We start from the raw sequence: 22,214 nt of genomic DNA on the forward strand, positions 1-22,214 counted from the left end.
TGCTCGACCTACCCTATAGCCGCGAATATTTCCTTTCGGCCTTTCATTCGCGAGGAATCCGGCCGAACATTGCCGAGCGCACCGGCGACATCGCGGTAATGCGGTCGATGGTCGCGAACGGCTTCGGCTACGGCATCGCCAACATGCGGCCGCTCAACACGCTGGCGCCCGACGGCAAGCCGCTGGTCTTCGTGCCGCTGGAGGGGGATTTGCGGCCTCTGACCATGGGGGTCGCGTTGCCCAACGCCGAGCACCGCACCCAGACAGTGCAGGCATTCATCGATCATTGCCGCCGTTTCGTCGTCGAACAGGGCGTATTCGGCAGTGGTAGGGTCGTGGAATAGCCACGAACTTTATCAGGCAACCTGAAGCCGGTGATCGGCAAGCCGCCGCAGCAGATTGTCCAGCATGTCGTCGCAGCGGCGCATCTGTTCGACGCTGACGAATTCGTCCGGTCTGTGGCCTTGCGCCATCGATCCCGGCCCGCACACGATGGTCGGCGTGCCGAGGTCGCGGGTGAACAATCCGCCTTCGGTGCCGAAGGCAACCTTGATGGTGTGGTTGGCGCCGGTTAGCGACTTCACGAAGGCCACAGCCTGCGAATTCGTCGGCGTCTCCAGCCCCGGATAGGTGTTGGAGATGTCGATGTCGATGGCCGCCTCCGGCGCGATCGTTGAAGCGGCAGCGGCAATACGCTGCGCCTCCGCGCGCAGGCCCTCAAGGATATCGGCGGCATTGTCGGCCGCGACATTGCGGATCTCGATGTCGAGTTGGCAGAGGTTCGGTACGATGTTGAGCGCCACGCCGGCATTGATCTTGCCGACGTGGACGGTCGTGTAGGGAATGTCGTAGTCGCCCTCGTGCGCGCCGTCGCGCGCCAGCCGATCCTGTTCGCCGCGCAATGCGGAGACGAAGTCGCAGCCCAGATGAATGGCATTGAGCGCCAGCGGCGCCAGCGCCGAATGGCCTTCGCGTCCCCTGCAGATGGCGCGTGCCGCGAGCTTGCCTTTGTGGCCGGTCGCCACCTGCATGTTGGTCGGCTCGCCGACGATGCACAGCAATGGCCGGTGCGGCGCGGACCGCAGCATGTCGATCAGGCTGTGTACGCCGATGCAGCCGACCTCTTCGTCGTAGGAAAGCGCCAGATGCAAGGGCGTCTGCAGACCCATTTTCGCGGCCTTTAGACACGCGGCGAGCGCGCAGGCGACGAAACCCTTCATGTCGGCCGCGCCGCGGCCGTACAGCTTGCCGTCATGCGCGGTCATCTCGAAAGGCGGCAGCGTCCAGTCCTGCCCGTCGATGGGGACGACATCGGTATGGCCGGACAACATCACGCCAGGAGCGTCGGCCGGCCCGATGGTGGCGAAAAGGTTGGCCTTATGGCCATCCGCGCTGCGGATGATCTGGCAAGCAATGCCCTGTGCTGCCAGCAACTCCGTCACGTAACCGACGAGGTCGAGGTTCGAAACGCGGCTCACCGTCGGGAATGCGATCAGCTTTTCAAGGATCTGGATGCTATCCATGCGTCGTGTGTCTCATTGGCCGTGCGCGCTATCTAGCATCGTGTGGCAACGGCGTTGAAGTCGCATTTGGCTCAGCCGGGATTTGCCGGATGCTAATCCAGACGGCGGGGCTGATTAGGCGCGTCCTAATCGGCACAGAAGAAATCTGTAGTTTTCCGGCACGCGCCGCAACTTATGAGTAGGGTCACGGCATCTACCCACCGGGCAGACGAGCTTGCGCCAAGGTTTGAAACCATCACCGCGCATGCCGCGATGCGACGCTGGCAGGAAGGAAGCACCATGCGCGATCCACGCTACGACATTCTGTTCGAGCCGGTGAAGATCGGCCCGGTGACCGCCAAGAACCGCTTCTATCAGGTGCCGCATTGCAATGGCGGCGGCTACCGCGATCCTTCGGCCGCGGCCGAGATGCGCCGCATCAAGTCGGAAGGCGGCTGGGGCGTCATCTTCACCGAGCAGACCGAGATGCACCACACCTCGGAGATCACGCCCTTCATCGAGCTCAGGCTCTGGGACGATGCCGATATCCCGGCACTGGCGAAGATGGCCAAGGCCATGCACCAGCATGGCGCACTGGCCGGCATCCAGCTCGCCTATTCAGGCATCAACGGCCCCAACCTCTACACCAAGGAAGTACCGCGCGGGCCGTCGGCGTTGCCGATCCGGACCTTCACCAACGATCCGGTTCAAGCGCGCGCAATGGACAAACAGGATATCCGCGACCTGCGCCGCTGGCACCGCAATGCCTTCAAACGTGCCAAGCTGGCGGGCTTCGATCTGGTGTGCCTCTACGGCGCGCATGGCTTCGGCATCATCCAGCACTTCCTGTCCACCGCCACCAATCAGCGCAGTGACGAATATGGCGGCTCGCTGGAAAACCGCTCGCGGCTGATGCGCGAGCTGATCGAAGAGGGTCGCGACGCCATCGGCGACACCTGCGGCCTGACGCTGCGGCTGTCACTGGACGAGATGATCGGCGAGCTTGGCTTTGCCAATTCCGAAGTGCGCGACGTGATCGAGATGCATGCCGATCTGCCCGACCTGTGGGATCTGGCGCATGGCGCCTGGGAAGACTGCTCCGGGCCGTCGCGATTCAAGGAGGAGGGCGCACAGGAGAGCCTGGTGTCCGGCATCAAAAAACTGACCTCGAAGCCGGTCGTCGGGGTCGGTCGCTTCACCTCGCCGGATGTGATGGTGAAGATGATCAAGTCCGGTACGCTCGATTTCATCGGCTGCGCACGTCCATCGATTGCCGATCCATTCCTGCCGAAGAAGGTGGAGGAGGGGCGGATCGAGGACATTCGCGAATGCATCGGCTGCAACATCTGCATCACCGGCGACATGACCATGTCGATCTCGCGCTGCACGCAGAACCCGACCTTCATGGAGGAATGGCGCAAGGGCTGGCATCCCGAACGCATGCAGGCCAAGGGCGACAGCGACAGCGTGCTGATCGTCGGCGCCGGGCCTGCCGGGCTGGAGGCGGCCCGCGCCCTCGGCCTCCGCGGCTATCAGGTGGCCATCGCTGAAGCCGGCACCGGGCTTGGTGGCCGCGTGGCGCGCGAGTGCCTCTTGCCCGGTCTCTCCGCATGGGGCCGAGTTCGCGACTATCGCCAGTATCAGATTAGCCAGATGTCCAATGTCGACGTCTATTTCGAAAGCCGATTGTCGGCCGAGGACATCCTCGCCTTCGGCTTTCAAAACATCGCCATCGCCACTGGCTCGACATGGCGCCGCGATGGCGTGGCGCGCGCGCATGTCGTGCCGATGCCGGTGGACCCAGCCATGCCGCTCTATACCCCGGACGACCTGATGGGCGGAAATGTTCCGACCGGCAAAGTCGTGTTGTTCGACGACGACCACTACTACATGGGTGGCGTTCTGGCAGAGCTTATGACGCGCCGGGGCGCGAGGGTGACGCTGGTGACGCCGTCGGCCTATGTGTCCGACTGGACCCGCAACACGCTGGAGCAGGGCGCCATCCATCGCCGGCTGGCCGAACTCGGCGTCGAGATCGTGCTGAGCCGGACCGTGACGCGCATCGTGGCGGGCGGTGTTGTCACGGCCTGCGCCTATACGGGCAGCCAACGTGACATCGCCGCGGACGCCGTGGTGCTGGTGACGTCGCGCCAACAGGACGATGGCGTCTGGCACGAGTTGAAGGCGCGGCGGGACGAATGGGCCGACAGCGGCATCCGCTCGATCAAGGTCATTGGCGATGCCGAGGCGCCGGGCCCGATCGCCTGGGCAACCTATGCCGGCCACCGCTTCGCCCGCGAGCTGGATGAAGCCGATATCGGCGATGCGCTGCCGTTCCGCCGTGAAGTGACGGCTCTGGCGGCGGGGTAGGCCGATGGCATGGCATGATAGGGCTATGACGTCGCCACAAACCGATAGCGTTTCGCGCTAGCGTGTCGAAATCTGATGTCGGGATCAATCGCAAGACAATACGGAACGATACGGGAAACTTTCTAATTTTGGCCCACGAAAAACGCAATAGAATCAACGTCCTTACCACGTCCTCCGGGCCCACCAAAGCTTTAAGTATTTGATTTTGTTGTATTTTCTGTTTTGTTTCGGTCCCGCGTTTCGGACTCGAACCCTCTTCGGGTCTTTCGAGAATTGGAAGTTCCACAACACGCGGGTGACAAGAGCTTTGCAATCGATACCCGCCTCAAGAGGCCTGAATGACCGAACGGGCCCTTCGACGCGCTTCGCGAACCGGAAAGGTGACTGAGCGGAATCCTCCCAGGCACCAGGAAGACGCGGGTCAACTCGAGGCGGTCAAAGGAGTGATCACGAAATAGGCTCTGAAGATTCTCTTACACAGACGCCCGCGCCTTTCGTCGCTCGGCGGCGCAACGACCGATCGATGTGACGCTTTCGGAATCGGAAGGGTATGACCCGAAGAAAACCGTGGCCGTCAATTGCATGAGCGTGCGTGCAGGCGTTCCTCATCGATCTGGCGCGGTTCGTGGAGACGCGCGGCTGGCTCGTTCGGCAGGATTCCGGCCAGACGGCGCGGCCTGCAGCGTCGGCGACAATTTTATTAAGGCACTAGCGCTAAGAACGATTTCTTGACTAACACTTGGCGCTAGTAAAGACTTCGTTCCCAGGGAGGTCAGCAAGGAACGCTCTTGTTCCTTGCTCGCCTCGATCCGAACGAAGCCGTTCCAATTGGCGTCACGAAATGCCGAAGCGAACCACGGGCCGATACGAGAGCGTAACCGCAGGCGGGGAGAAGATCGATGCGTTCATCCCGTTCGATCTGCCGCCTGCACGTCCGGCGCTCGTAATTGAAGGCAAGCTCGAACTTCGTCTGCGGGAAGCCGAGCAGGCGCTGGCCAGGCTCGATCTGGCAGGCGAGATGGTGCCATCCCTCGATTGGTTCATCTACGCCTTCGTGCGCAAGGAGGCTGTGATCTCATCGCAGATCGAGGGCACGCAGGCTTCGCTCGTGGACCTTCTCGCCTTCGAGGCCGCGGAGGAGCCGGCGCCCAATGCCGATGTGGAAGAGGTTACGAACTATCTCGACGCACTTGCCTATGCGCGCGGCCAGCTTGCCGCTGCGCGTGGCCTGCCGCTTTCCATGCGGCTTCTGAACGAGGCGCACAAGCGGCTGATGCGGGACGTGCGCGGTTCGAACAAGCAGCCCGGAGACGTGCGCCGCAGCCAAAACTGGATCGGGGGAAGCCGGCCAGGCAATGCGGCCTACGTTCCGCCGCCACCCGACAAGCTTCCCCAGCTTCTCAGCGAATTTGAGAAATACATCCACGTCGAGGATCCGCCACCGAAGCTGGTGCGGGCGGGTCTTCTCCACGTGCAGTTCGAGACCATTCATCCCTATCTCGACGGCAACGGGCGGATCGGGCGGCTCCTGATCGCGCTGCTCTTGGAGCACTGGGGCTTGCTGAAGGCGCCGCTCCTCTATCTCAGCCTGTTTTTCAAGCGCCACCGGGAAGAGTACTACCGGCGCCTCAATCTGGTCCGGCTGGAAGGGGACTGGGAGGGCTGGATCGACTTCTTTCTCGATGGGGTCGCCACGATTTCCGATGAAGCCGTCGCCTCGGCGCGGGAACTATTCAATCTCGTATCCGCGGACCGGGTGCGACTGCTCGGAGCCCAGTCCGCCTCCGTCTCGGCAGTGAGACTGTTCGAGCAATTGCCGCGTCATCCGATCGTGAGCGTTGCCTCGGTCATAAAGTTGATCGGCGCAAGCAAGCCGACCGCGACGCGTGCGATCGAGGCGCTGGCCGAAGCCGATATTCTCGTGGAAACCACGGGGAAGAAGCGCGACCGCAGCTTCGCCTATCGCGCCTATCTGAAGTGCCTGCGAACCGGAACGGAATTGGACAGCGGCGACTGATCGCTACCAACCGCGAGATCATGCAGAGCCGACATCCTAGGACCAGCATGTCCCATCTTGTGCAGCGTCCTTTGCGTGGGAGCAGAACCAAACGGAACGATACGGGAAGAGTTCCTATTTTGGCCCACGAAAAAGACAATGAAATCAGATATTTGAAAACGTCCTCCGGGCCCACCAAAGTATTGGATTTTATTGCGAAAAAGTGGCCTCGGCCCAAAATGTTTTGGGCAAATTATGGGCCCAACAAAAAAAAGCGGCCGATAAGCCGCCCTGCACCGGTCCGATTGAAACCATTCATTTGATGACGCATAGCGGTGTCCGCTGCTTTATAGCGTCGCGTTTCGCCTCCCGCTTGTTGATGGCGGGGCGATGTCGACGGCCATCCGCTTCTTGTTGGCCTTCCGTACGTACGCGTCCGTCACCGTCATCGAGGAATGTCCCATCGCTTCCATAATGGCGCGTGCCTGGATGTTGCATTCGGCGAGATACGTGCCGAAGGTGCGGCGCAGACGGTGCAAGGTGTAGCCGTCCGGAATGCCGGCCTGCTTGTTCCAATGTGCCATCATGCCGGTGATGGCGACCGCAGCAGCATTCGGTAGTCGCCGCTGCCTTGGGGGCCTTGGTCCTAAGATAAGATCTACGCCGGAACCGTGCTAGGATGGCCGCCACGCGGCGCGACTTGTCGTGCTTCAAAGCGCTCAGGAACGATTGTAATGCTCAATCCAATCTCCATAATGGCCGACCGGCTCGGCGATTATCTGTCAGAACTCTATCTCCAGTATTTCTCGCATCGCAATCCGGAATATGCGAGTTACATAGGCGGGGCGGCCCGCCTTGTCCTGGAGCGCATCGGCAATTCGAACGCGCTCTATCACAACATCGAGCATACACTGATGGTTACGCTCGCTGGCCAGCAGATCATCCGCGGCCGGCTGCTTTCGGAATCCCTGACTCCCGATGACTGGCTGCATTATACCTGCGCGCTGCTTGTCCACGACATTGGCATGGTGCACGGCGTATGCCAGGGCGACACCGAGGACAGCTTCGTCATTAACGACGCCGGCGACCGCCATACGCCACCGCGGGGCGCCTCCGACGCGGTTCTTGCGCCCTATCATATCGAGCGCGCCAAGATCTATGCGCGCCAGCGTTTTGCTTCCTCGAAGTTCATCAACGAGGAGCGCATTGTCGAGGCGATCGAGATGACGCGCTTTCCGGTGCCGAACGATCCGGCCTACCAGGTCACCAACACCGAGCCGGCGCTGGTCAGGGCCGCGGACCTGATCGGCCAACTCGCTGATCCCTTCTACCACCGCAAGCTGCCGGCGCTGTTTGCCGAGTTCTCTGAGATCGGAATGGTGGAAAAGCTCGGCTGCAAGACCGCCGCCGATCTCGGCGCCATCTTCACCGATTTCTTCACGCTGCAGGTAGAGCCCTATATCGGCGACGCGATCCGCTATCTGGAGCTGACGACCGAAGGCAAGCAGTGGATCGCCAACCTCCACAGCAACCTCTTCCAGTCCGGGCATCGCCCAGCCAGGATCGGACCGTTCCCCGGCGTGTTGCAGCCGACCTCGGCGAGCCTTTCGGTGTAACTTAAGAGCCCGGGATTGTTTCCTTTTCCACCTGTGCCAAGCCGGCATCCGGCGGCTGTCGACGAAGATGAACGCCGGGTCGAGCTGCCTTGCCACGATCGCGAGAAGGCGAAATGCTCAACATGCCGCATTTGGGGTTCTCGACGGCATTGAGGCTTGCCCGGACCGGAATCCGGACGAAACCCTGATGGCGAACCGGTTGAGATTGGCCGATGAGGTTCGGCTGGCCTGTTAGCTCAGGCCGGAAGGCGAGCTTGGCGCCCGACGCCTGGTACTAGACGAACCGACATGATGATCACCAGCCAGCTTGGCGCTTCTGCCGCGTCGCGTTGCGGCGTCCGATATGTCAGTTTTTCCGTCGCGATCCCATGTCGTCTTTTCTCCGAAGCTGACCTTCGCGGAACCTATTGCAATTGTCCGAATCGGGTTGTGGCGTGTCAGTTCACTTTCCCGGACATCTGAGTTCACCGTTGGTGATGCACATCGCAGCGACAGTAAGCACCTTTGCGCTTGCCTTGAAGGCATCCTATTCTGGAGGGTAGTAGCCGCTCGTGGGCATAGAATGTCGGTACTGCGTTTCTTAAGAATTTACGCGCCGCTCAACGCGCTGCTGGCTGCGACTGGGCTTGTGGCGGTGGCTACGCTCACGACACCGGATATGTCCGGACGAAGCAGACTGGCTCTGGCTGCCGTGCTCGCGGTCATTTGGGGCGTCTATCTCCTGGAACTGGCCGAGACGCTGCTCAAGCGCCGGGCGGGAGACGTTCGGGACAGGACGGCGGCAATCGCCATTGATGTGCTCGCGGTTTTGGTTCCACTAGCCGCATTTCTGCTCGTCGGCACGCCCGACCGGAGCCTCTACTGTGCTGTCTGGCTGCTGAAACCGCTGCGCGACTCGACTTTCTTCCCGCTGCTGGGCAGGATCCTGACCAACGAAGCGCGCAACCTGATCGGCGTCACCACGGTCTTCGGCATCGTTCTATTCGGTGTTTCGCTCGCGGCCTATGTCATCGAGCGCGACGTCCAACCGGAAAAGTTCGGCAGCATCCCCCAGGCAATGTGGTGGGCGGTGGTCACGCTGTCCACTACCGGCTATGGCGACGCTATTCCGCAAAGCTTCGCCGGCCGCGTCCTTGCCGGGGCGGTCATGATGAGTGGCATCGGCATCTTCGCGCTCTGGGCTGGCATTCTTGCCACCGGCTTTTACCAAGAAGTCCGTCGCGAGGATTTCGTCCGTAATTGGCAATTGGTCGCCGCCGTGCCGTTGTTTCAGAAGCTCGGCCCGGCCACACTAGTCGAGATCGTGCGCGCATTACGACCTCGCATCGTGCCGGCGGGCGCTGTGATCTGCCGCAATGGCGAGACCGGTGATCAGATGTTCTTCGTCGTGGAGGGGCGCGTCAGCGTCGCGACGCCGAACCCGGTGGAGCTTGGCCCTGGCGCCTTCTTCGGCGAGATGGCGCTGATCAGCGGCGAGCCGCGCTCGGCGACCGTCAGCGCCATAACAGTGGTCTCACTCCTGTCGCTGCACTCGGCGGATTTCCAGATGCTGTGCAGCAGCAGCCCGGAGATCGCGGAAATCATCCGTAAGACCGCGCTCGAGCGGCGCGGCGCGGCACCTAAGGGTTGACCGTACTAGGTGTTCGTCAGGAGGAGGATGCGACGGCAAGGCTGCCAATTGCCTGCCGATGGTGGCTGGCTGGAACTACATGGTGCGGCTCTATCGGCCACGCGCGGAGGTTCTGGACGGCACGTGGAAGTTCCGTCATTCAGAGGGCCGCAACTGTGCTTGCGCTATCATATCAGAAAAACCTAATGTAAGCCGCGTCTGGCCATTGAGCGCGCCCGCGGCGCACTTGGATTGGCCGCTATCCATCGGGTGGGCATGTGGAGCACGCAAAGGGAGGACAAAATGAGACTGGCTAAGTCATTTGCATTTGCTGCTTCTTTGCTCTGCATTGTCTGCGGCCGCCCAGTCGGCTCGCGAGGACATCGAAGCGGCGTTGACAAAATTCATGGATGCCTTCAACAGCGGAAACGCGGCAGCGGTGGGTCAGATGTATACCGACGATGCCGCCCTGCTGCCGCCCGACGGCAAGCGCATCGATGGCCGCAAGCGCGTGGAAGAATTCTGGCAGGGCGCAATCAAGGCCGGGATGAAGAATCTCACCCTAAAGGCGCTGGAAGTGGAAGGGAGCGGGAATCTCGCCTACGAAGTTGGCGCATTTACGCTCGGTGTGCCGAGCAAAGCGGCGACCCCTCCACCGTCGCAGGCAAGTACATTGTCATCTGGAAAAAAGGCGACGATGGGACATGGCGTCTGCATCGGGACATCTGGAACTTGGGTGCGGCCCGATAGGGATGCCGTGACCCCTGAGACCGGGGAGGGCGAAGTGTCCGACGAACCAATTACCGTTCTGATGGTCAATGAGTATCCTCACTACATTGATGCACAAGTATGGGCTGCTGAGCTAAAAAGCCGTGTGCCGCAGCTGGAGTTCAGGCTCTGGCCAGACGCCGGGGACAAAAGTGACATAGATGTTGTGCTGATCGACAAGGGCGCCAGTCCTGGCTTTTTTGACGCCATGACGGGGCTAAGCGCCGTCGTCTATTTGGGGGCCGGTGTCGAGGGTATTGATCTTCAGAGCATTCCCAAGAGTGTTCCGCTCATCAGGCTCGCAACCTGGGACCGCATACGCAGCAGGATCACGTTCGTCATGTCCGGCGCTTTGCCGCGTTCCTTGGCCGCGCTCCCGACACCGCGGCGCCCGACGACATCCGGCGCTTCCAGCTGTATCAGCACGAGAACGGCGTGGGCCCTGCGACGATCAACGGCGCGGTGTCGGCGCTGCGGTTCCTGTTCACCGTGACGCTGAAGCGGCGCGATCTGGCACGCGCGCCGGTGGTCACCCGATATCCGCGCAAGCCGTGGCCACCACTAGATCCAGATGGTCAGATCCGTCGCTCTCCTCAATAAGCCGGTATTCCTTATCGACGTTGGCTGACTCGTTCTCCATCAATGCGATTTGCGCGTCGCTAAGACCGGATAGCTTTTTCGGCTGCGACGTATCGGCAAGCTGCGACTGCGGCGTCGCGCCAACCCGGGATTTTGCGTAGTTGATTGAGAACTTGTTCATCGCGATCATCAATTGCGCCGCCTCGATCTGACGAACCGGGGCCAACTTCCGTAGTTCAATGAAACTATTCGTTGGCACGAAACGGTCATTGAGCATTTCGGCCACTTCCGGGCAGATTCCTTTCAGTGAGAGTCGAATCGGCATTCCGCAATTTCCAGGACAGAAATCTGGCGGTGTTCTGGCCCACGGCCAAGTGGTGCCGTGCGCGTCTGTTGGCAACACCTTAACCCGCTCCGCCAAGTATTTTTGTGTAACGTCGTTCGCGCTGCCAATCAGGCCAGCAAAGTATCCGACCGGCTCTCGGTCATCCGCCAGCGGCCATCGAAGCGCCTCTTGACTGCGCAGGCTGGACGTCAGGAAGCGGACGTTGCCGGTGTTGGATTCGGTCGAGCACGCGGACACAATTCCGTCCGAATGTCGCCATGCAGGAGCGCGCCTCAGGGGACGCTCACATCCCGCCAGCTACGAAGCACACATCGGCTGCAGATAATGGGTGTCAGCAGAACGTCCGCTTCAGCCAAATGCTTCCCGATAGCGTCGGTTCATTCTCAATCGCCACACTTTCAGATTGGTCCAAGAAGGGCGGCTCTCGGCGCAGCCTGCGACTTCCGAGATCTGCGCTCCCGGCGGCTATGGTGCAACCGTGAACTTCCTAAGGCATTTCAATCAGTTCCCCATACGTCGATCAGCATCTTGAGAAATCGCTCTGCCGCCGGCGACAAGGTGCCGCCGCGACGGCGAACCACGCCGATAGTGCGTGATATCTCGGGATTGCGGATGGGGCGGGTAATCAGAAAAGGATGGTCTTCTTGCGGGGTTGCCATTCGTGGCAGCACCGAAATCCCGAGGCCTGCCTCCACCAGCCCGAGGGAGGTGGACAGATGCGTTACCTCGTAGAACCAGCGAAGCTTGATGTTCGATTTGGCCAGTGCCGCGTCGAGCAGCGTTCTGTTGCCACTTGATCGATGAACCGTGATCAGATGATAGGGCTCCAACTCCGCCCACTCCACCCATGGTTTTGCTGCAAGCAGGTGATCCTTGCGCGCTGCAAGCACGAATGGGTCTTCCGCGAGCCGCTCGAAGGTCAGGTCCGGATCGGACGTGCCCATGATGTTTATGCCGAACTCCACCTCCCCGCGTGCCACGGCCTGAAGACCGTCGGTCGCCGGCAAGTCCAGGATGCGAAAGCGGATGTTCGGGTACTCCTCATTGAACTGTCGGATGACGGTGGGCAGGAAGTAGAATGCCGCGGTAGGGAGGCATGCGATCGTCACCAATCCGCCTCGATTGGGTCCAACGTCACGGACAGCAAACAGAGAGCCATCGAACTCCTCCAGCATGCGTCGGACGAGCGGCACGAGCTCTGTACCGAGAGCAGTCGCGGATACACGCCTGGTCGTCCGCTCCAGGAGGGGCGACCCGATAACCTGTTCCAGCTTTTGAATGCGTCGACTCAACGCAGGCTGTGACAGATGCAAGGCGTCGGCCGCGCCATGGAAGCTCTCCAACTCTACGACGCTCAGGAAGGCGCGAAGATCAAGGATTTCGCAATTAATGCTCATCTTGCATCAATCCCCCGATTCTTAGCATTTCACAAATAAAAGCCTTCTTCCGATAATTGGATCAAAGAGCGCTGATTGATACGGCGGTGACATAATTCTGATGGAAGCACAAGCGATGAACGACCTGTTCGCGATCCCTTGCGTCCTGATGAGAGGCGGCACCTCGAAGGGTCCGTTCTTCCTGGCAAGCGATCTTCCCGCGGCTGCCGCGCAGCGTGACGAGATCCTACTGTCCGTCATGGGCTCGGGCCATCCGTTACAGATAGACGGCATCGGTGGCGGCAACCCGGTCACGAGCAAGGTGGCTATCGTCGGACCTGCCAGCATTCCTGGCGCCGACGTGGACTATCTCTTTGCCCAGGTGCGGGTCGATCAACAGATTGTCGACACTTCGCCGAACTGCGGCAATATGCTGGCTGCGGTCGGTCCGTTTGCCATCGAAGCTGGACTTGTCCCGGTTCGTGGAGAAACGACGCTCGTCCGAATCCACAACGTCAACACCAGCAAGCTGATCGAGGCCGAAGTTCCCACTCCAAACGGCAGCGTCTCCTATCTCGGTGAAGCTGCGATTGACGGCGTGCCCGGCCGTGCGGCGCCAATCGCACTGACCTTCATGGACGCAGCGGGGGCCCGTACGGGACAGCTGTTTCCCACAGGCAGACCAGTCGACTTGATCGATGGTGTGGCTGTCACCTGCATCGACTGCGCCATGCCGATGATATTGATCGAGGCAAACTCGATCGGCGCAAGCGGCTTCGAGTCAGCGGCTGAACTGAATGCCGATAGGGAATTGCTAGCGCGGCTGGAAAAGCTGCGCATCGCCGCCGGCGAACTGATGGGCCTTGGAGACGTTTGCAATCAGGTAACGCCGAAGCCGGTGCTCATTTCCCGGCCAACGTCGGGAGGCGATATCAGCGTACGGTATTTTATGCCTCATCAATGTCATCCGTCGCTGGCAACCACGGGCGCCGTAGGGATCGCCACTGCCTGTATCAGCCAGGGCACGGTTGCGTCGCTCCTGATCGGCGTGCGTGCGCCCCCAGTCGTGCTTTCCATAGAGCATCCAAGCGGCCACCTGGACGTCAAGCTGTATGAAAGGGACGGCAAAGTCGTCGCCGGAATCCTTCGCACCGCCCGCCGGCTGTTCGAAGGACATGTATTCGCAAAACCTGTCACGCAACTGGGTTGCGCGGCATAATAACCGTGGCCGCCGGGAGGGCGCCACAAACAGGAGGAGAATATTATGCGCAAGCTCATGCTCGCCCTCGCGGCAACCGTCGCGTTTGTCGGCTCCGCGTTCGCGGAACCGGTCCGCATCAGCGTCGGCTCTTACAATCTCAACAATCTTCCATTTCCGGTCGCCCAGGGGCTCGGCCTTTATGAAAAGGAAGGCCTGGAGGTGACCGTCGAAAACTTCGCATCGGGCGGGTCAAAGACACTTCAGGCGCTTGTTGCCGGCTCGACTGATATCGCCGTCGGCTTCTACGACCATACGATCCAGATGCAGGCGCAGAAGAAGGCCGTCGTGGCCTTCGTGCTACTCGCTCGCAATTCCGGTCTCGTGCTGGCAGGCGGCAGCAAGAGCACGTTCGACCCGGCAAAGCCTGAAACGATCAAAGGTGCGAAAATCGGTATTACTTCGCCGGGCTCGTCTTCCGACTTTTTCGTTCGTTACTATTTGCAACGCCACGGACTGACCGCGGACGACATTTCGCTGATCGGCGTCGGCTCCGGCTCCGCCGCCGTTGCGGCGATCGAACAAGGAAAGGTCGACCTGCTCGTCAACTACGATCCGGCGGCGACCTTCATCGAAGCCAAGGGTGTCGGCAAGATCCTGATCGACGCGCGCAGCGACGAGGGCGCCAAAGCGATCTACGGTGGGATCTACCCGACCTCGGTCCTATATGCCACGCAGAGCTTTATCGAGGCCAATCCGGAAACCATCCAGAAAGTCACCAATGCGACTGTCAAAGCGCTTGCGTGGATGGATAGCCACTCCGCTGAAGAGATCGTCGAAAAGCTGCCGAAGGAGTTTATTTCCGGCGATCGTGACACCTACGTCAAGGCGGTCGAGAACGCGAAAGCGATCTTCTCAAAGGACGGGCGCATCAACGAGGAAGACATCAAGACGCCGCTCGCCGTCCTGAAGAGCTTCAACGAAAAAGTCGCCGCGGCTGAAATCGATCTTGCGAAAACCTACACGAACGAGTTCGTCGGCAAGGTCCCGAACGTCCCCGCCAACTGACAGGAGGAGGTCATGGCATTGGCCATAGTAAAAACCGCCCCCCCCGGCGAACAACCGTCATCAAGCAAAGTCGATGGTTTCCCTCGACGCGGTCACCATGGCCTTCGGTGCCTATGTGGCGGTGCAAGATGTAAATCTGAAGGTCTCCGATGGCGAGTTCCTCGCCATCGTTGGCCCAACCGGCTGCGGCAAGAGCACGATACTCAATGCGGTTGCCGGCCTGCTGAAACCAGCGAGTGGCACCGTATCAATCGATGGTCAGCCGGTGCGCGGGATCCAGAACGACATCGGCTATCTCTTCCAGCAGGATGCATTGCTTCCGTGGAAGACCGCGATCGAGAACGTGGAACTCGGCCCCATGTTCAAGGGTGTCGGCGCTGCCGATCGTCGTGGGCAGTCGATGAGATGGCTGGCGAAAGTCGGGCTCAAGGGCTTCGAGCATCGCTATCCGCATCAGCTTTCAGGCGGTCAACGCAAGCGGGTGCAGATGGCACAGGTGCTGATTACTGGTCCCAAGGTTATCCTGATGGACGAGCCTTTCTCGGCGCTGGATATTCATACCCGCCACCTGATGCAGAATGAGCTTTTGCGGCTTTGGCAGGAGGAGCGGCGCGCCGTTGTGATGATCACACACGACCTGGAAGAGGCAATTGCTCTCGGTGATCGGGTCGTGGTGCTTGCCGCCGGACCATGCTCGCACGTGATCGACAGCTTCCCCGTCGACCTTGAACGCCCACGCGACGTCGCCGAAATCAAGCTCGATCCACGCTTCATGGATCTTTATCGCAGTATATGGTCGTCCCTGCGCGGCGAAGTGGAGAAAAGCTATGAACGCCACGACTGAACGCTCTATCCAGGCCGCGCTTTTGGTGGCAATTGTCGGCGGCTGGCAGCTCGGTGTTATGGCAGGGGTGATCGACGTCTTCTTTTTTCCGGCGCCGGTGGACATCTTCAAACAGATTGTATCCTGGGTGATAGACGCCAGCTTTTATAGACATGTAGCGATCACCCTGACGGAAACCGTGCTCGGCTATTTGGTCGGAACGGCACTTGGCGTGGCGGCAGGCGTATGGCTCGGTCTCAGCCGTTCGGCCGCGCGCATTCTGGATCCTTTCATCAAGGGCCTGAATGCAATTCCCCGTGTCGTGCTTGCGCCTATCTTCGTACTTTGGCTCGGCCTCGGTCTCTGGTCCAAGGTGGCGCTCGCGGTCACGCTTGTGTTCTTCGTCACCTTCTTTAACGCCATGCAGGGCGTCCGTGAAGTGAACCCGGTGGTGCTATCGAACGCCCGCATTCTGGGAGCCAAGCGGTCCGACTTGCTTCGCCACGTCTACTTCCCCGCGGCGGCAAGCTGGATTCTGTCGTCGTTGCGCACATCGGTCGGCTTTGCCGTCGTCGGGGCGATTATCGGCGAATATCTTGGCGCTTCGGCCGGGCTAGGCTATCTGATCGCTCAGGCGGAAGGCAATTTTGATGCGGTCGGCGTCTTCGCAGGCATCCTGATCCTGGCGATCTTCGTGCTGATTATCGACAGCATCCTGGACGTCGCTGAGAAGCATCTCATCAAGTGGCGACCGAGTGCTACCGAACGGCCTGCATAACGATCATTAGCGGGGACCGAGAAGCCTGTTCACTGGCGTTCTCCCTTTGGCCAAGAAGGGAGAAGCCCACTCACTGGGAGGTATCGACTTTCCAGCCCTCCAAGTTCCGTTCCCCTCAGAGTTGTTTGGGCGGAGCCTACCAGCATAATGGACGGCGATCGGCCGGGTGACGAGTCGGCGGAACAGTTCCCCGAGCACCGGCACTGGAGGAGGAAGGTCGGGCGCGATGACATCCACCTGCTTCCGTCCGGCGCCATGCGGCTGCCCGGCATGACATGCGGATGGTGCCGCAGCGCCCGTTCCGATGAGTGGGAACATAGGTGCAATGCCAGTGCGCGCACCGAGATGCTTGGGATCCGCCCCGATCGTCGGCATCGTCTACGACCCCCTGCTGGCACAATTCTGCCCTCAGGCGCGAACCGGTTCGCGCCTGAGCGCAGAATACTCATGGTTCAGGGAAGCCTCTATGCGCATAGGAACAACCGCGTCCGGCACGAAGCCGGTCGCGGGTTTGATCTCGGGCGGATGTGATCAGAGCCGCTCAGCCCGGATTTTCAGGATCTGATACAGCATGTTCCGAATTCCCTGCCAAACGGTCAGCCGCTTGGTCATGCCTTCCCCTCCTGTTCATCGCAGATGCCTGGGTTGCGGGTCAGATGATCTGTGCTGCCAACGCCATACCGACCACCGACGTGCCGACCCCTGCCGTGCGGATGGCTCCCGGCCAGCGCCGAAGTGTCAGGGCGGCCAACGCGCCGGTTGCGTGAAGAGCCGAGGTGGCGACCACGAAGCCAACCGCATAAGCGATGCCGCTCGACGTCTCGGGAACTTCGACGCCGTGGGCATTGCCGTGGAAGAGGGCGAAAAGGGCAGTCAGCGAGGCAGCCACAGCGAGCGGAAACGGCTTGGCAAGCATCATCATGGCGCCGAAGACTACCAGCGATAGCGCTATGCCGGTTTCCAGTGAGGGCAGGCCGATGCCGGCGACACCGAGCAGGGCGCCAGCGACCATCGCCGAGACAAAGCACGACGGCACGATGATGGTCCCCCTGCCGCCGGCGCGAGCGGCAATGATGCCGACAGCCATCATGGCAAGCAGGTGGTCCATACCGGCCAGCGGGTGCTGAAGGCCGTGTACAAACCCATGGGCATGAAAACCGCCGCTATGGGCGAACGCCAATGAGGGGATGAGGGTTGTGGCGGCTGCCAGGGCGAGTCTGCCGAAGAATGAAAGCGTTCTATTCATGGTTCTGGACCTGTTTGATAGAGGTGCGATCGGTTCAAGGCCGGTGCTCATTGTCCGGCCCCTGGCATGGTGAATTGTGCGGCGCCGGACCTGTCCGCCAGAAGCCGCGCCTCGCCGAAGTCGAGGGGTCTTTGTCCCCTGCCATCATGGTAGACGAAGGCCAGGCGGCGCCGGCGCGACGTCAGTTTCGCGGGCAGCGGGTGATAGGTGACGCCGGCGCCACCAATCAGCGGCATGACGGCGCCGACATCGACCATGTCCTGCGTCTCGACGCGCAGGAGATGCAGCCGCATGCCGTCGGCGGTTTCGCCGACGAAGGGAATTCCGGCGAGGCGCAGGAAACTGGAGGGGTCGGGCGCCCGCGAAAACCCTTCGAGAAACGCGGTCTCGACGAGATCGAGATCCGTCGCCCGCGCGTCGGCGGGTTCGGGCGCATGATGGTGCGGTAGATGCGGGGTCTGCCATTGCAACGGCTTGCCGGCCGGCCCGTTGTGGCCGACGGGGTGCGGATGGTGATGATAACCGTTCGGCCCGTGATGGTGGCCGTCGCCATGATCATGGTCGTGGTGATGATGATCCTCGTGCATGGTCAAAAGCTCGTCGGCTTGTCGATAATGGATTTGTGCTTGCCGAGATTGCCGTGCGCGACCATCGAGCCGAGCGCCTCGACGACCACCCGCACACCAAACAGCGCCGTGATGTCCGACGTGTCGTAGGGCGGCGACACCTCGACCACTTCCAGTCCGCAGATGCCGGGCGCAGAGACGAGCCCGAGCAGCTTTAGCGCCTCGCGCGGCAGGAACCCGCCCGGCTCCGGCCAGCCCGTGCCCGGCACGAAACCGCAATCGATGCTGTCGACATCGAAGGAGATGTATACGGCGTCGGTGTCCTTCCATGCGAGCTCGAGCGCGATCTCCGCCGCCTTCTCCAGCCCCATCTGTTCGATATCGGAGATCGTCAGCACGTTGGTGCCGCGCTTTCGCGCCTCGGCCACGCCGTAGCGGGGCACCTGCCAGCCGCCGATGCCGAGTTGCACCAGATTGGTGGCCGAGACGTTCGGCAAGTTGGTTGCCCAGTACCAGGGCGTCGTGTGCATGCGTTCGTCGAGATCCTTTTCCTGGATGTCGATGTGGCGATCGAAATGGATGATGCCGATGCGCTTGGAGGTCACGTCGGCAATGCCGCGCACGCACGGAAACCCGATCGAATGGTCGCCGCCCAGCATGATCGGCAGCGCGCCGGACGAGGCGACATGGCTGACGCCCTTGGTGATCTGGTCGAAGCTCTTTTCGAGATTGGCGGGGATGGTGAAGACGTCGCCGGCGTCGCAAAGCGTCATCTGCTCGCGCAGGTCGACACCGAGCTCGTAATTGTAAGGCGTGTAGAGCGCCGAGATGCGGCGAATGCCTTGCGGCCCGAAGCGGGTTCCGGGCCGGTAGGTGGTGCCGCTGTCGAAAGGAATGCCCATGACGGCAGCGTCATACCTGCCGACATCGCGGACGTTCTCGACATAGGGCGCCTTGAGGAAGGTGTTGATGCCGGCGAAATGCGGCAACTCGCCTCGCGCGAATGTCGGGATCGACTTGTCGATGATCGAATCCGATCCGGGCAGGCCCATGTCGAGTGCCCATTTCTGTTCCTTGCGCCAGCCATCCTCGGGCAGCTTTCCTTCCGCCTCGATCGACTTCCAGCCCTGCATGTCGCGGATCTCGAAGTTCGGATGGTGGAAGCGTTGGCGTGGCTCGCGGTCGGTGAGCCCGGCGCGGCGATGCCGGCGTTCTGGACTATCTCTGTGCATGAAAACCTCCTTCACGACGCCGTCGTCGCGATTGCGCTATCCAGTCGGGTCGTCCCGACCATCGCGGCCACTTCGGCCACGTCTCGTGCGGAAGCCCGGTTCTTGCGGTCGAGCTTCAGATCGTAGGTGATCGTCGCGCCATAGGCGGACGGGAACTGGGGGTCGTGGCGCACCTTGTCGAAGACGAGCACGCGGGTGCCGAGCTTGAATGCCTCGCCTATATCGTGAGTGACCATGACGACGGTCATGCCGTGTTCGGTCCATAGCTCGATGAGCAGCTCATGCATCTCGGCACGGATGCCGGGATCGAGCGCGCCGAAGGGCTCGTCGAGAAGCAGGATCTGCGGCCGGCCGAGCAAGGTCTGCGCGATCGCCAGCCGTTGCTGCATGCCACCCGACAGCGAAGCCGGATAGAGGTCGCGCGCATGGGCAAGCCCGACCCGTTCCAGCATGGTTTCGGCCTCTTGCCTGGCGCTTTTGCGCCTGGCGCCGAAGACGCGGCCGAACGGTCCCCCCGAACGGAAGTCCTCGACCAGCAGCAAGTTCTGCAACGCGGTCAGATGCGGAAACACGGAATAGCGCTGGAAGACGATGCCGCGCTGCGGCGTCGGCTCCGGCACGATCGGCTGGTCGCCGACGACGACCACGCCGCCACTTTGCTGTTCCTGGCCAAGCAGGATGCGCAGGAACGTCGATTTTCCACAACCGCTGGCGCCAACCAGCGACAGGAATTCACCCGCTTCGGCGGAGACGTTGACCCGTTCCAGCACGCGGGCGTCGCCGTAGCTCTTCTCCAGCCCATGGACGAGGATCCGGCTCATCTGGTCCGCACCGGATGAGCCCAGGGCGAGATGATGTGAGAGAGCCGCACGAGCAGCCAGTCGGTCATCACCGCAAGCAGCGAGATCCAGGCGACGTAAGGCAGGATGACGTCCATCGACAGATAGCGACGAACGAGGAAGATGCGGTAGCCGAGCCCCTCGGTGGAGGCGATGGCTTCTGCCGCGATCAGGAACAGCCATGCCGGCCCAAGCGCCAGCCGTACGCACGTGATGAGACGCGGCATCACCTGTGGCAGCACCAGCCTGAGCACCATGGTCCAGCTGTTGCCGCCGAGCGTCTGTGCCTTGGCGACGAGCTCCGGCGGCAATTCCATCACCCGGTTGGCAATGTCGCGCACCATGACCGGTGCGACGCCGACGGCGATCAAGGTGATCTTGGCCGTTTCGCCGAGGCCGAGCGCAATGAACAGGATCGGCAGCAGCGCCAGTGGCGGGATGACGCAGACAACTGTGACCAAGGGCAGCAGAAACGCCCTGACGCGCGGGATGAAACCTATGGCGACGCCGAGGCTGAGCGCCACCAGCGTGGCCATGCCGACTCCGGCGAACAGCCTGATCAGGCTGGCATAGGTGTCGGCCCACAGGATCAGGTCGCCGGAGCGCTTGTCCGGCACCGTCGCCAGGTCTGAAAAGGCCGACCACATCTGTGCAGGGGAAGGCAGCAGCTTGTCGCTGGGATTGACCGCCAGCCTTTGCGCCGAAGCGAAGAGATAGGCAATCGCCACGGCGGCAAACGGCAGCGTCCCAAGCAGCAACGCTCCGCCGCGCGAGACCGTCGCGTTGATGAGACGAAGCCGCGCTTTCGGTCTGCTAAGTTGCAGGCGCGCGACTTCGGGACCCACCGCGGCCTGCATGATGCCGGTTCCTCTGGCTAGCATGTCGCGCTCCCGCGTCAGAGCGTTCCGCCCGCTGCCTCTGCCATAAAGGCCGGATCGAAGCGCAGCTTGACGTTGTTGACATCGCCCAGCGTCGAGCCGTCGGGGAAGCTCATGCCGATCACGTCGACGCTTGGCGCATTGGTACCAAGAATGCCGTGGCTGAACAGGAAGTTGCGCACCAGATCCATGGTCTTCGGCAGTTCGGCGCCGTTGGTGAATGCGACCGCCTTGGCCGGCTCGAAGAACATCGCCGTTGATGCAAGCTGAGCGTCGAAACCGGCAAGATCCGTACCCGACGCCTTGGCCATCTCTTCTTTGGCCGCCTTGCCTTCGGGCGTGCCCGAGGTCATCAGCGCCATGGCTTCATACCATGCACCGACAAGCGCCTTGCCCAAGGCCGGATTGTCCTTCAGCATCGCGGTGTTGACGACCATCATGTCTATGATCTCGCCGGGAATCTCAGTCGAATCAAATACCTTGTGGGCGCCCGGTATGGCGGCGATTTCCGAGACCAGCGGATTCCAGGTGACGACGGAAGTGACATCGCTGGTGCCGTAGGCAGCGACCATGTCGGCATCAGAGGTGTTCACCACCGTAATGTCCTTTTCGGCCAACCCCACCGTCTCCAGCGCGCGCGCAAGTAGGTAATGTGAGACGGAAAGCTCGACGAGATTCACCTTCTGGCCGGCAATATCCTTGAGCGCGGCCTTGTTCTTGAGGATGACCGCGTCGTTGCCGTTGGAGAAATCGCCGACGATCAAGGCCGTCGTGTCGACACCGCCGCCGGCCGGGATCGAAAGCGCATCCATGTTGGTCATCGAACAGCCGTCAAAGCCGCCGGCGGTGTACTGGTTGATGCTCTCGACATAGTCGTTGATGCGGGTGATCTCGACATTGATGCCGTATTCGTCGGCCCATTTCTTCATGATGCCGCTGTCGGAAAGATAGCCCCACGGCATCCAGCCGACATAGATCGACCAGCAAATCTTGAAGTCTTTCTTCGGCGCCGCTTCCGCGGCCGATAGGGAGGGAAGGCTGAGTGAAGCGGCTAGAATGATTGCGGCCAGTTTGCGAAGCATTGCATACCCCTGTTTGCGATCCGGATTGCGTCCGAACGTCTGTTTGGGGGGTTCACGGAGCGCGCATCCGGGAGAGGTTCGCGCCAGCAAACCCGTGCAGGGTTCTCCCGGGATTTTGGCCCGCCGTGTTCCGCCGGATGCCTCAATGCATCTCAAGCGGTCGCGTCTCTTGGACCAGCACCGTGATCGACACGGCCGGAACCCTAGACGCTCTGCACGTGAACAGCGAAGCAAGGGGCGTGCCAGTCTGGAAAGGCGTCCTGAGGCGGCCTTTCCCCGGCTTTGCAGGCAATCGCGTTGTGCTGATGCCACAAAAGTCATCGCAACGCCGACAGATTAGGC

At 61.3% G+C, this 22,214-nt stretch carries 20 protein-coding genes, 2 pseudogenes and 1 riboswitch; of the genes and pseudogenes, 11 read left to right on the top strand and 11 right to left on the bottom strand.

Annotation, left to right across the window (positions count from 1 at the left end; translation table 11 throughout):
- Positions 1 to 344: LysR substrate-binding domain-containing protein (locus NKH23_RS32095; RefSeq protein WP_353036407.1), on the top strand; the 344-nt coding region annotated here is incomplete at its 5' end.
- 12 nt (positions 345 to 356) lie between these two features.
- Here the strand turns inward: NKH23_RS32095 and argE are convergent.
- Positions 357 to 1,523 (bottom strand): acetylornithine deacetylase, encoded by a 1,167-nt coding sequence (gene argE, locus NKH23_RS32100; RefSeq protein ID WP_353036409.1) that lies wholly within the window; start codon positions 1,521 to 1,523, stop codon positions 357 to 359.
- Positions 1,524 to 1,802: 279 nt separating this feature from the next.
- Between argE and NKH23_RS32105 the strand changes: the two genes are divergently transcribed.
- Both NKH23_RS32105 and NKH23_RS32110 read left to right on the top strand, forming a co-directional pair.
- A complete protein-coding gene (locus NKH23_RS32105; RefSeq protein WP_353025154.1) occupies positions 1,803 to 3,872 on the top strand; it encodes an oxidoreductase in 2,070 nt (689 codons plus the stop codon).
- Between the two features lie 841 nt (positions 3,873 to 4,713).
- Positions 4,714 to 5,889, top strand: coding sequence for a Fic family protein (locus tag NKH23_RS32110; protein WP_352917018.1), 1,176 nt, complete (start codon positions 4,714 to 4,716; stop codon positions 5,887 to 5,889).
- Positions 5,890 to 6,215: 326 nt separating this feature from the next.
- Here the strand turns inward: NKH23_RS32110 and NKH23_RS32115 are convergent, their stop codons facing one another.
- The gene (locus tag NKH23_RS32115) at positions 6,216 to 6,455 is read right to left on the bottom strand and encodes a tyrosine-type recombinase/integrase (protein ID WP_352917016.1); all 240 of its coding nucleotides are present in this window, start codon (positions 6,453 to 6,455) and stop codon (positions 6,216 to 6,218) included.
- 147 nt (positions 6,456 to 6,602) lie between these two features.
- On the opposite strand from NKH23_RS32115, the gene NKH23_RS32120 reads away from it, so the two are divergent.
- From NKH23_RS32120 to NKH23_RS32135, 4 genes and pseudogenes are all read left to right on the top strand, one after another.
- Complete coding sequence (locus NKH23_RS32120) at positions 6,603 to 7,484, top strand: metal-dependent phosphohydrolase (RefSeq protein WP_352917014.1); 882 nt, start codon at positions 6,603 to 6,605, stop codon at positions 7,482 to 7,484.
- A gap of 562 nt (positions 7,485 to 8,046) precedes the next feature.
- Entirely contained in the window at positions 8,047 to 9,114 is a 1,068-nt protein-coding gene (locus NKH23_RS32125; protein ID WP_352917012.1) for a cyclic nucleotide-gated potassium channel, read from the top strand.
- 373 nt (positions 9,115 to 9,487) lie between these two features.
- Positions 9,488 to 9,718 (top strand): annotated as a pseudogene (locus NKH23_RS32130) (YybH family protein); the annotation flags it as partial.
- Between the two features lie 449 nt (positions 9,719 to 10,167).
- A complete protein-coding gene (locus NKH23_RS32135) occupies positions 10,168 to 10,461 on the top strand; it encodes a phage integrase N-terminal SAM-like domain-containing protein (protein WP_352917047.1) in 294 nt (97 codons plus the stop codon).
- Here the strand turns inward: NKH23_RS32135 and NKH23_RS32140 are convergent.
- Both NKH23_RS32140 and NKH23_RS32145 read right to left on the bottom strand, forming a co-directional pair.
- The gene (locus NKH23_RS32140; protein ID WP_352917010.1) at positions 10,391 to 11,023 is read right to left on the bottom strand and encodes a plasmid partitioning protein RepB C-terminal domain-containing protein; all 633 of its coding nucleotides are present in this window, start codon (positions 11,021 to 11,023) and stop codon (positions 10,391 to 10,393) included. The two genes, NKH23_RS32135 and NKH23_RS32140, sit on opposite strands and share 71 nt — an antisense overlap.
- A gap of 260 nt (positions 11,024 to 11,283) precedes the next feature.
- Positions 11,284 to 12,183: a LysR family transcriptional regulator gene (locus NKH23_RS32145; RefSeq protein ID WP_292661417.1), complete on the bottom strand. Its 900-nt coding sequence runs from the start codon at positions 12,181 to 12,183 to the stop codon at positions 11,284 to 11,286.
- 115 nt (positions 12,184 to 12,298) lie between these two features.
- Between NKH23_RS32145 and NKH23_RS32150 the strand changes: the two genes are divergently transcribed.
- The 4 genes from NKH23_RS32150 (at position 12,299) to NKH23_RS32165 (ending at position 16,029) form a co-directional block, all read left to right on the top strand.
- Positions 12,299 to 13,381 carry a 4-oxalomesaconate tautomerase gene (locus tag NKH23_RS32150; RefSeq protein WP_352917008.1) on the top strand — a complete coding sequence of 361 codons (1,083 nt, stop codon included), beginning with the start codon at positions 12,299 to 12,301 and terminating at the stop codon, positions 13,379 to 13,381.
- A gap of 45 nt (positions 13,382 to 13,426) precedes the next feature.
- Positions 13,427 to 14,428, top strand: coding sequence for an ABC transporter substrate-binding protein (locus NKH23_RS32155; protein ID WP_352721389.1), 1,002 nt, complete (start codon positions 13,427 to 13,429; stop codon positions 14,426 to 14,428).
- A gap of 73 nt (positions 14,429 to 14,501) precedes the next feature.
- Entirely contained in the window at positions 14,502 to 15,272 is a 771-nt protein-coding gene (locus NKH23_RS32160) for an ABC transporter ATP-binding protein (RefSeq protein ID WP_353036411.1), read from the top strand.
- A complete protein-coding gene (locus NKH23_RS32165; RefSeq protein ID WP_352917045.1) occupies positions 15,256 to 16,029 on the top strand; it encodes an ABC transporter permease in 774 nt (257 codons plus the stop codon). The genes NKH23_RS32160 and NKH23_RS32165 overlap by 17 nt, the downstream gene beginning before the upstream one ends.
- Positions 16,030 to 16,161: 132 nt before the next feature.
- On the opposite strand, the pseudogene NKH23_RS34740 reads toward NKH23_RS32165, so the two are convergent.
- The 7 genes and pseudogenes from NKH23_RS34740 to NKH23_RS32195 form a co-directional block, all read right to left on the bottom strand.
- Positions 16,162 to 16,407: pseudogene (locus NKH23_RS34740) on the bottom strand (IS91 family transposase); the annotation flags it as partial.
- A gap of 274 nt (positions 16,408 to 16,681) precedes the next feature.
- A complete protein-coding gene (locus tag NKH23_RS32170) occupies positions 16,682 to 17,275 on the bottom strand; it encodes a HupE/UreJ family protein (protein WP_352917003.1) in 594 nt (197 codons plus the stop codon).
- A gap of 47 nt (positions 17,276 to 17,322) precedes the next feature.
- Entirely contained in the window at positions 17,323 to 17,862 is a 540-nt protein-coding gene (locus tag NKH23_RS32175) for a hypothetical protein (protein WP_353015616.1), read from the bottom strand.
- A 2-nt stretch (positions 17,863 to 17,864) separates the two neighbouring features.
- Positions 17,865 to 19,073, bottom strand: coding sequence for an agmatinase family protein (locus tag NKH23_RS32180; protein WP_352916999.1), 1,209 nt, complete (start codon positions 19,071 to 19,073; stop codon positions 17,865 to 17,867).
- A gap of 11 nt (positions 19,074 to 19,084) precedes the next feature.
- The gene (locus NKH23_RS32185) at positions 19,085 to 19,894 is read right to left on the bottom strand and encodes an ATP-binding cassette domain-containing protein (RefSeq protein ID WP_352916998.1); all 810 of its coding nucleotides are present in this window, start codon (positions 19,892 to 19,894) and stop codon (positions 19,085 to 19,087) included.
- Positions 19,891 to 20,769, bottom strand: a complete 879-nt coding sequence (locus NKH23_RS32190; RefSeq protein WP_352917043.1) for an ABC transporter permease — start codon at positions 20,767 to 20,769, stop codon at positions 19,891 to 19,893. Before NKH23_RS32190 ends, NKH23_RS32185 begins: the two co-directional genes overlap by 4 nt.
- Before the next feature lie 38 nt (positions 20,770 to 20,807).
- Positions 20,808 to 21,872 carry a putative urea ABC transporter substrate-binding protein gene (locus NKH23_RS32195; RefSeq protein WP_353036413.1) on the bottom strand — a complete coding sequence of 355 codons (1,065 nt, stop codon included), beginning with the start codon at positions 21,870 to 21,872 and terminating at the stop codon, positions 20,808 to 20,810.
- A gap of 102 nt (positions 21,873 to 21,974) precedes the next feature.
- A riboswitch (guanidine-I (ykkC/yxkD leader) is annotated at positions 21,975 to 22,090 on the bottom strand.
- Between the last annotated feature and the right edge of the window lie 124 nt (positions 22,091 to 22,214).

The organism is Mesorhizobium sp. M1328 (genome assembly GCF_040318075.1).
In the GTDB taxonomy this organism is placed as follows: domain Bacteria; phylum Pseudomonadota; class Alphaproteobacteria; order Rhizobiales; family Rhizobiaceae; genus Mesorhizobium.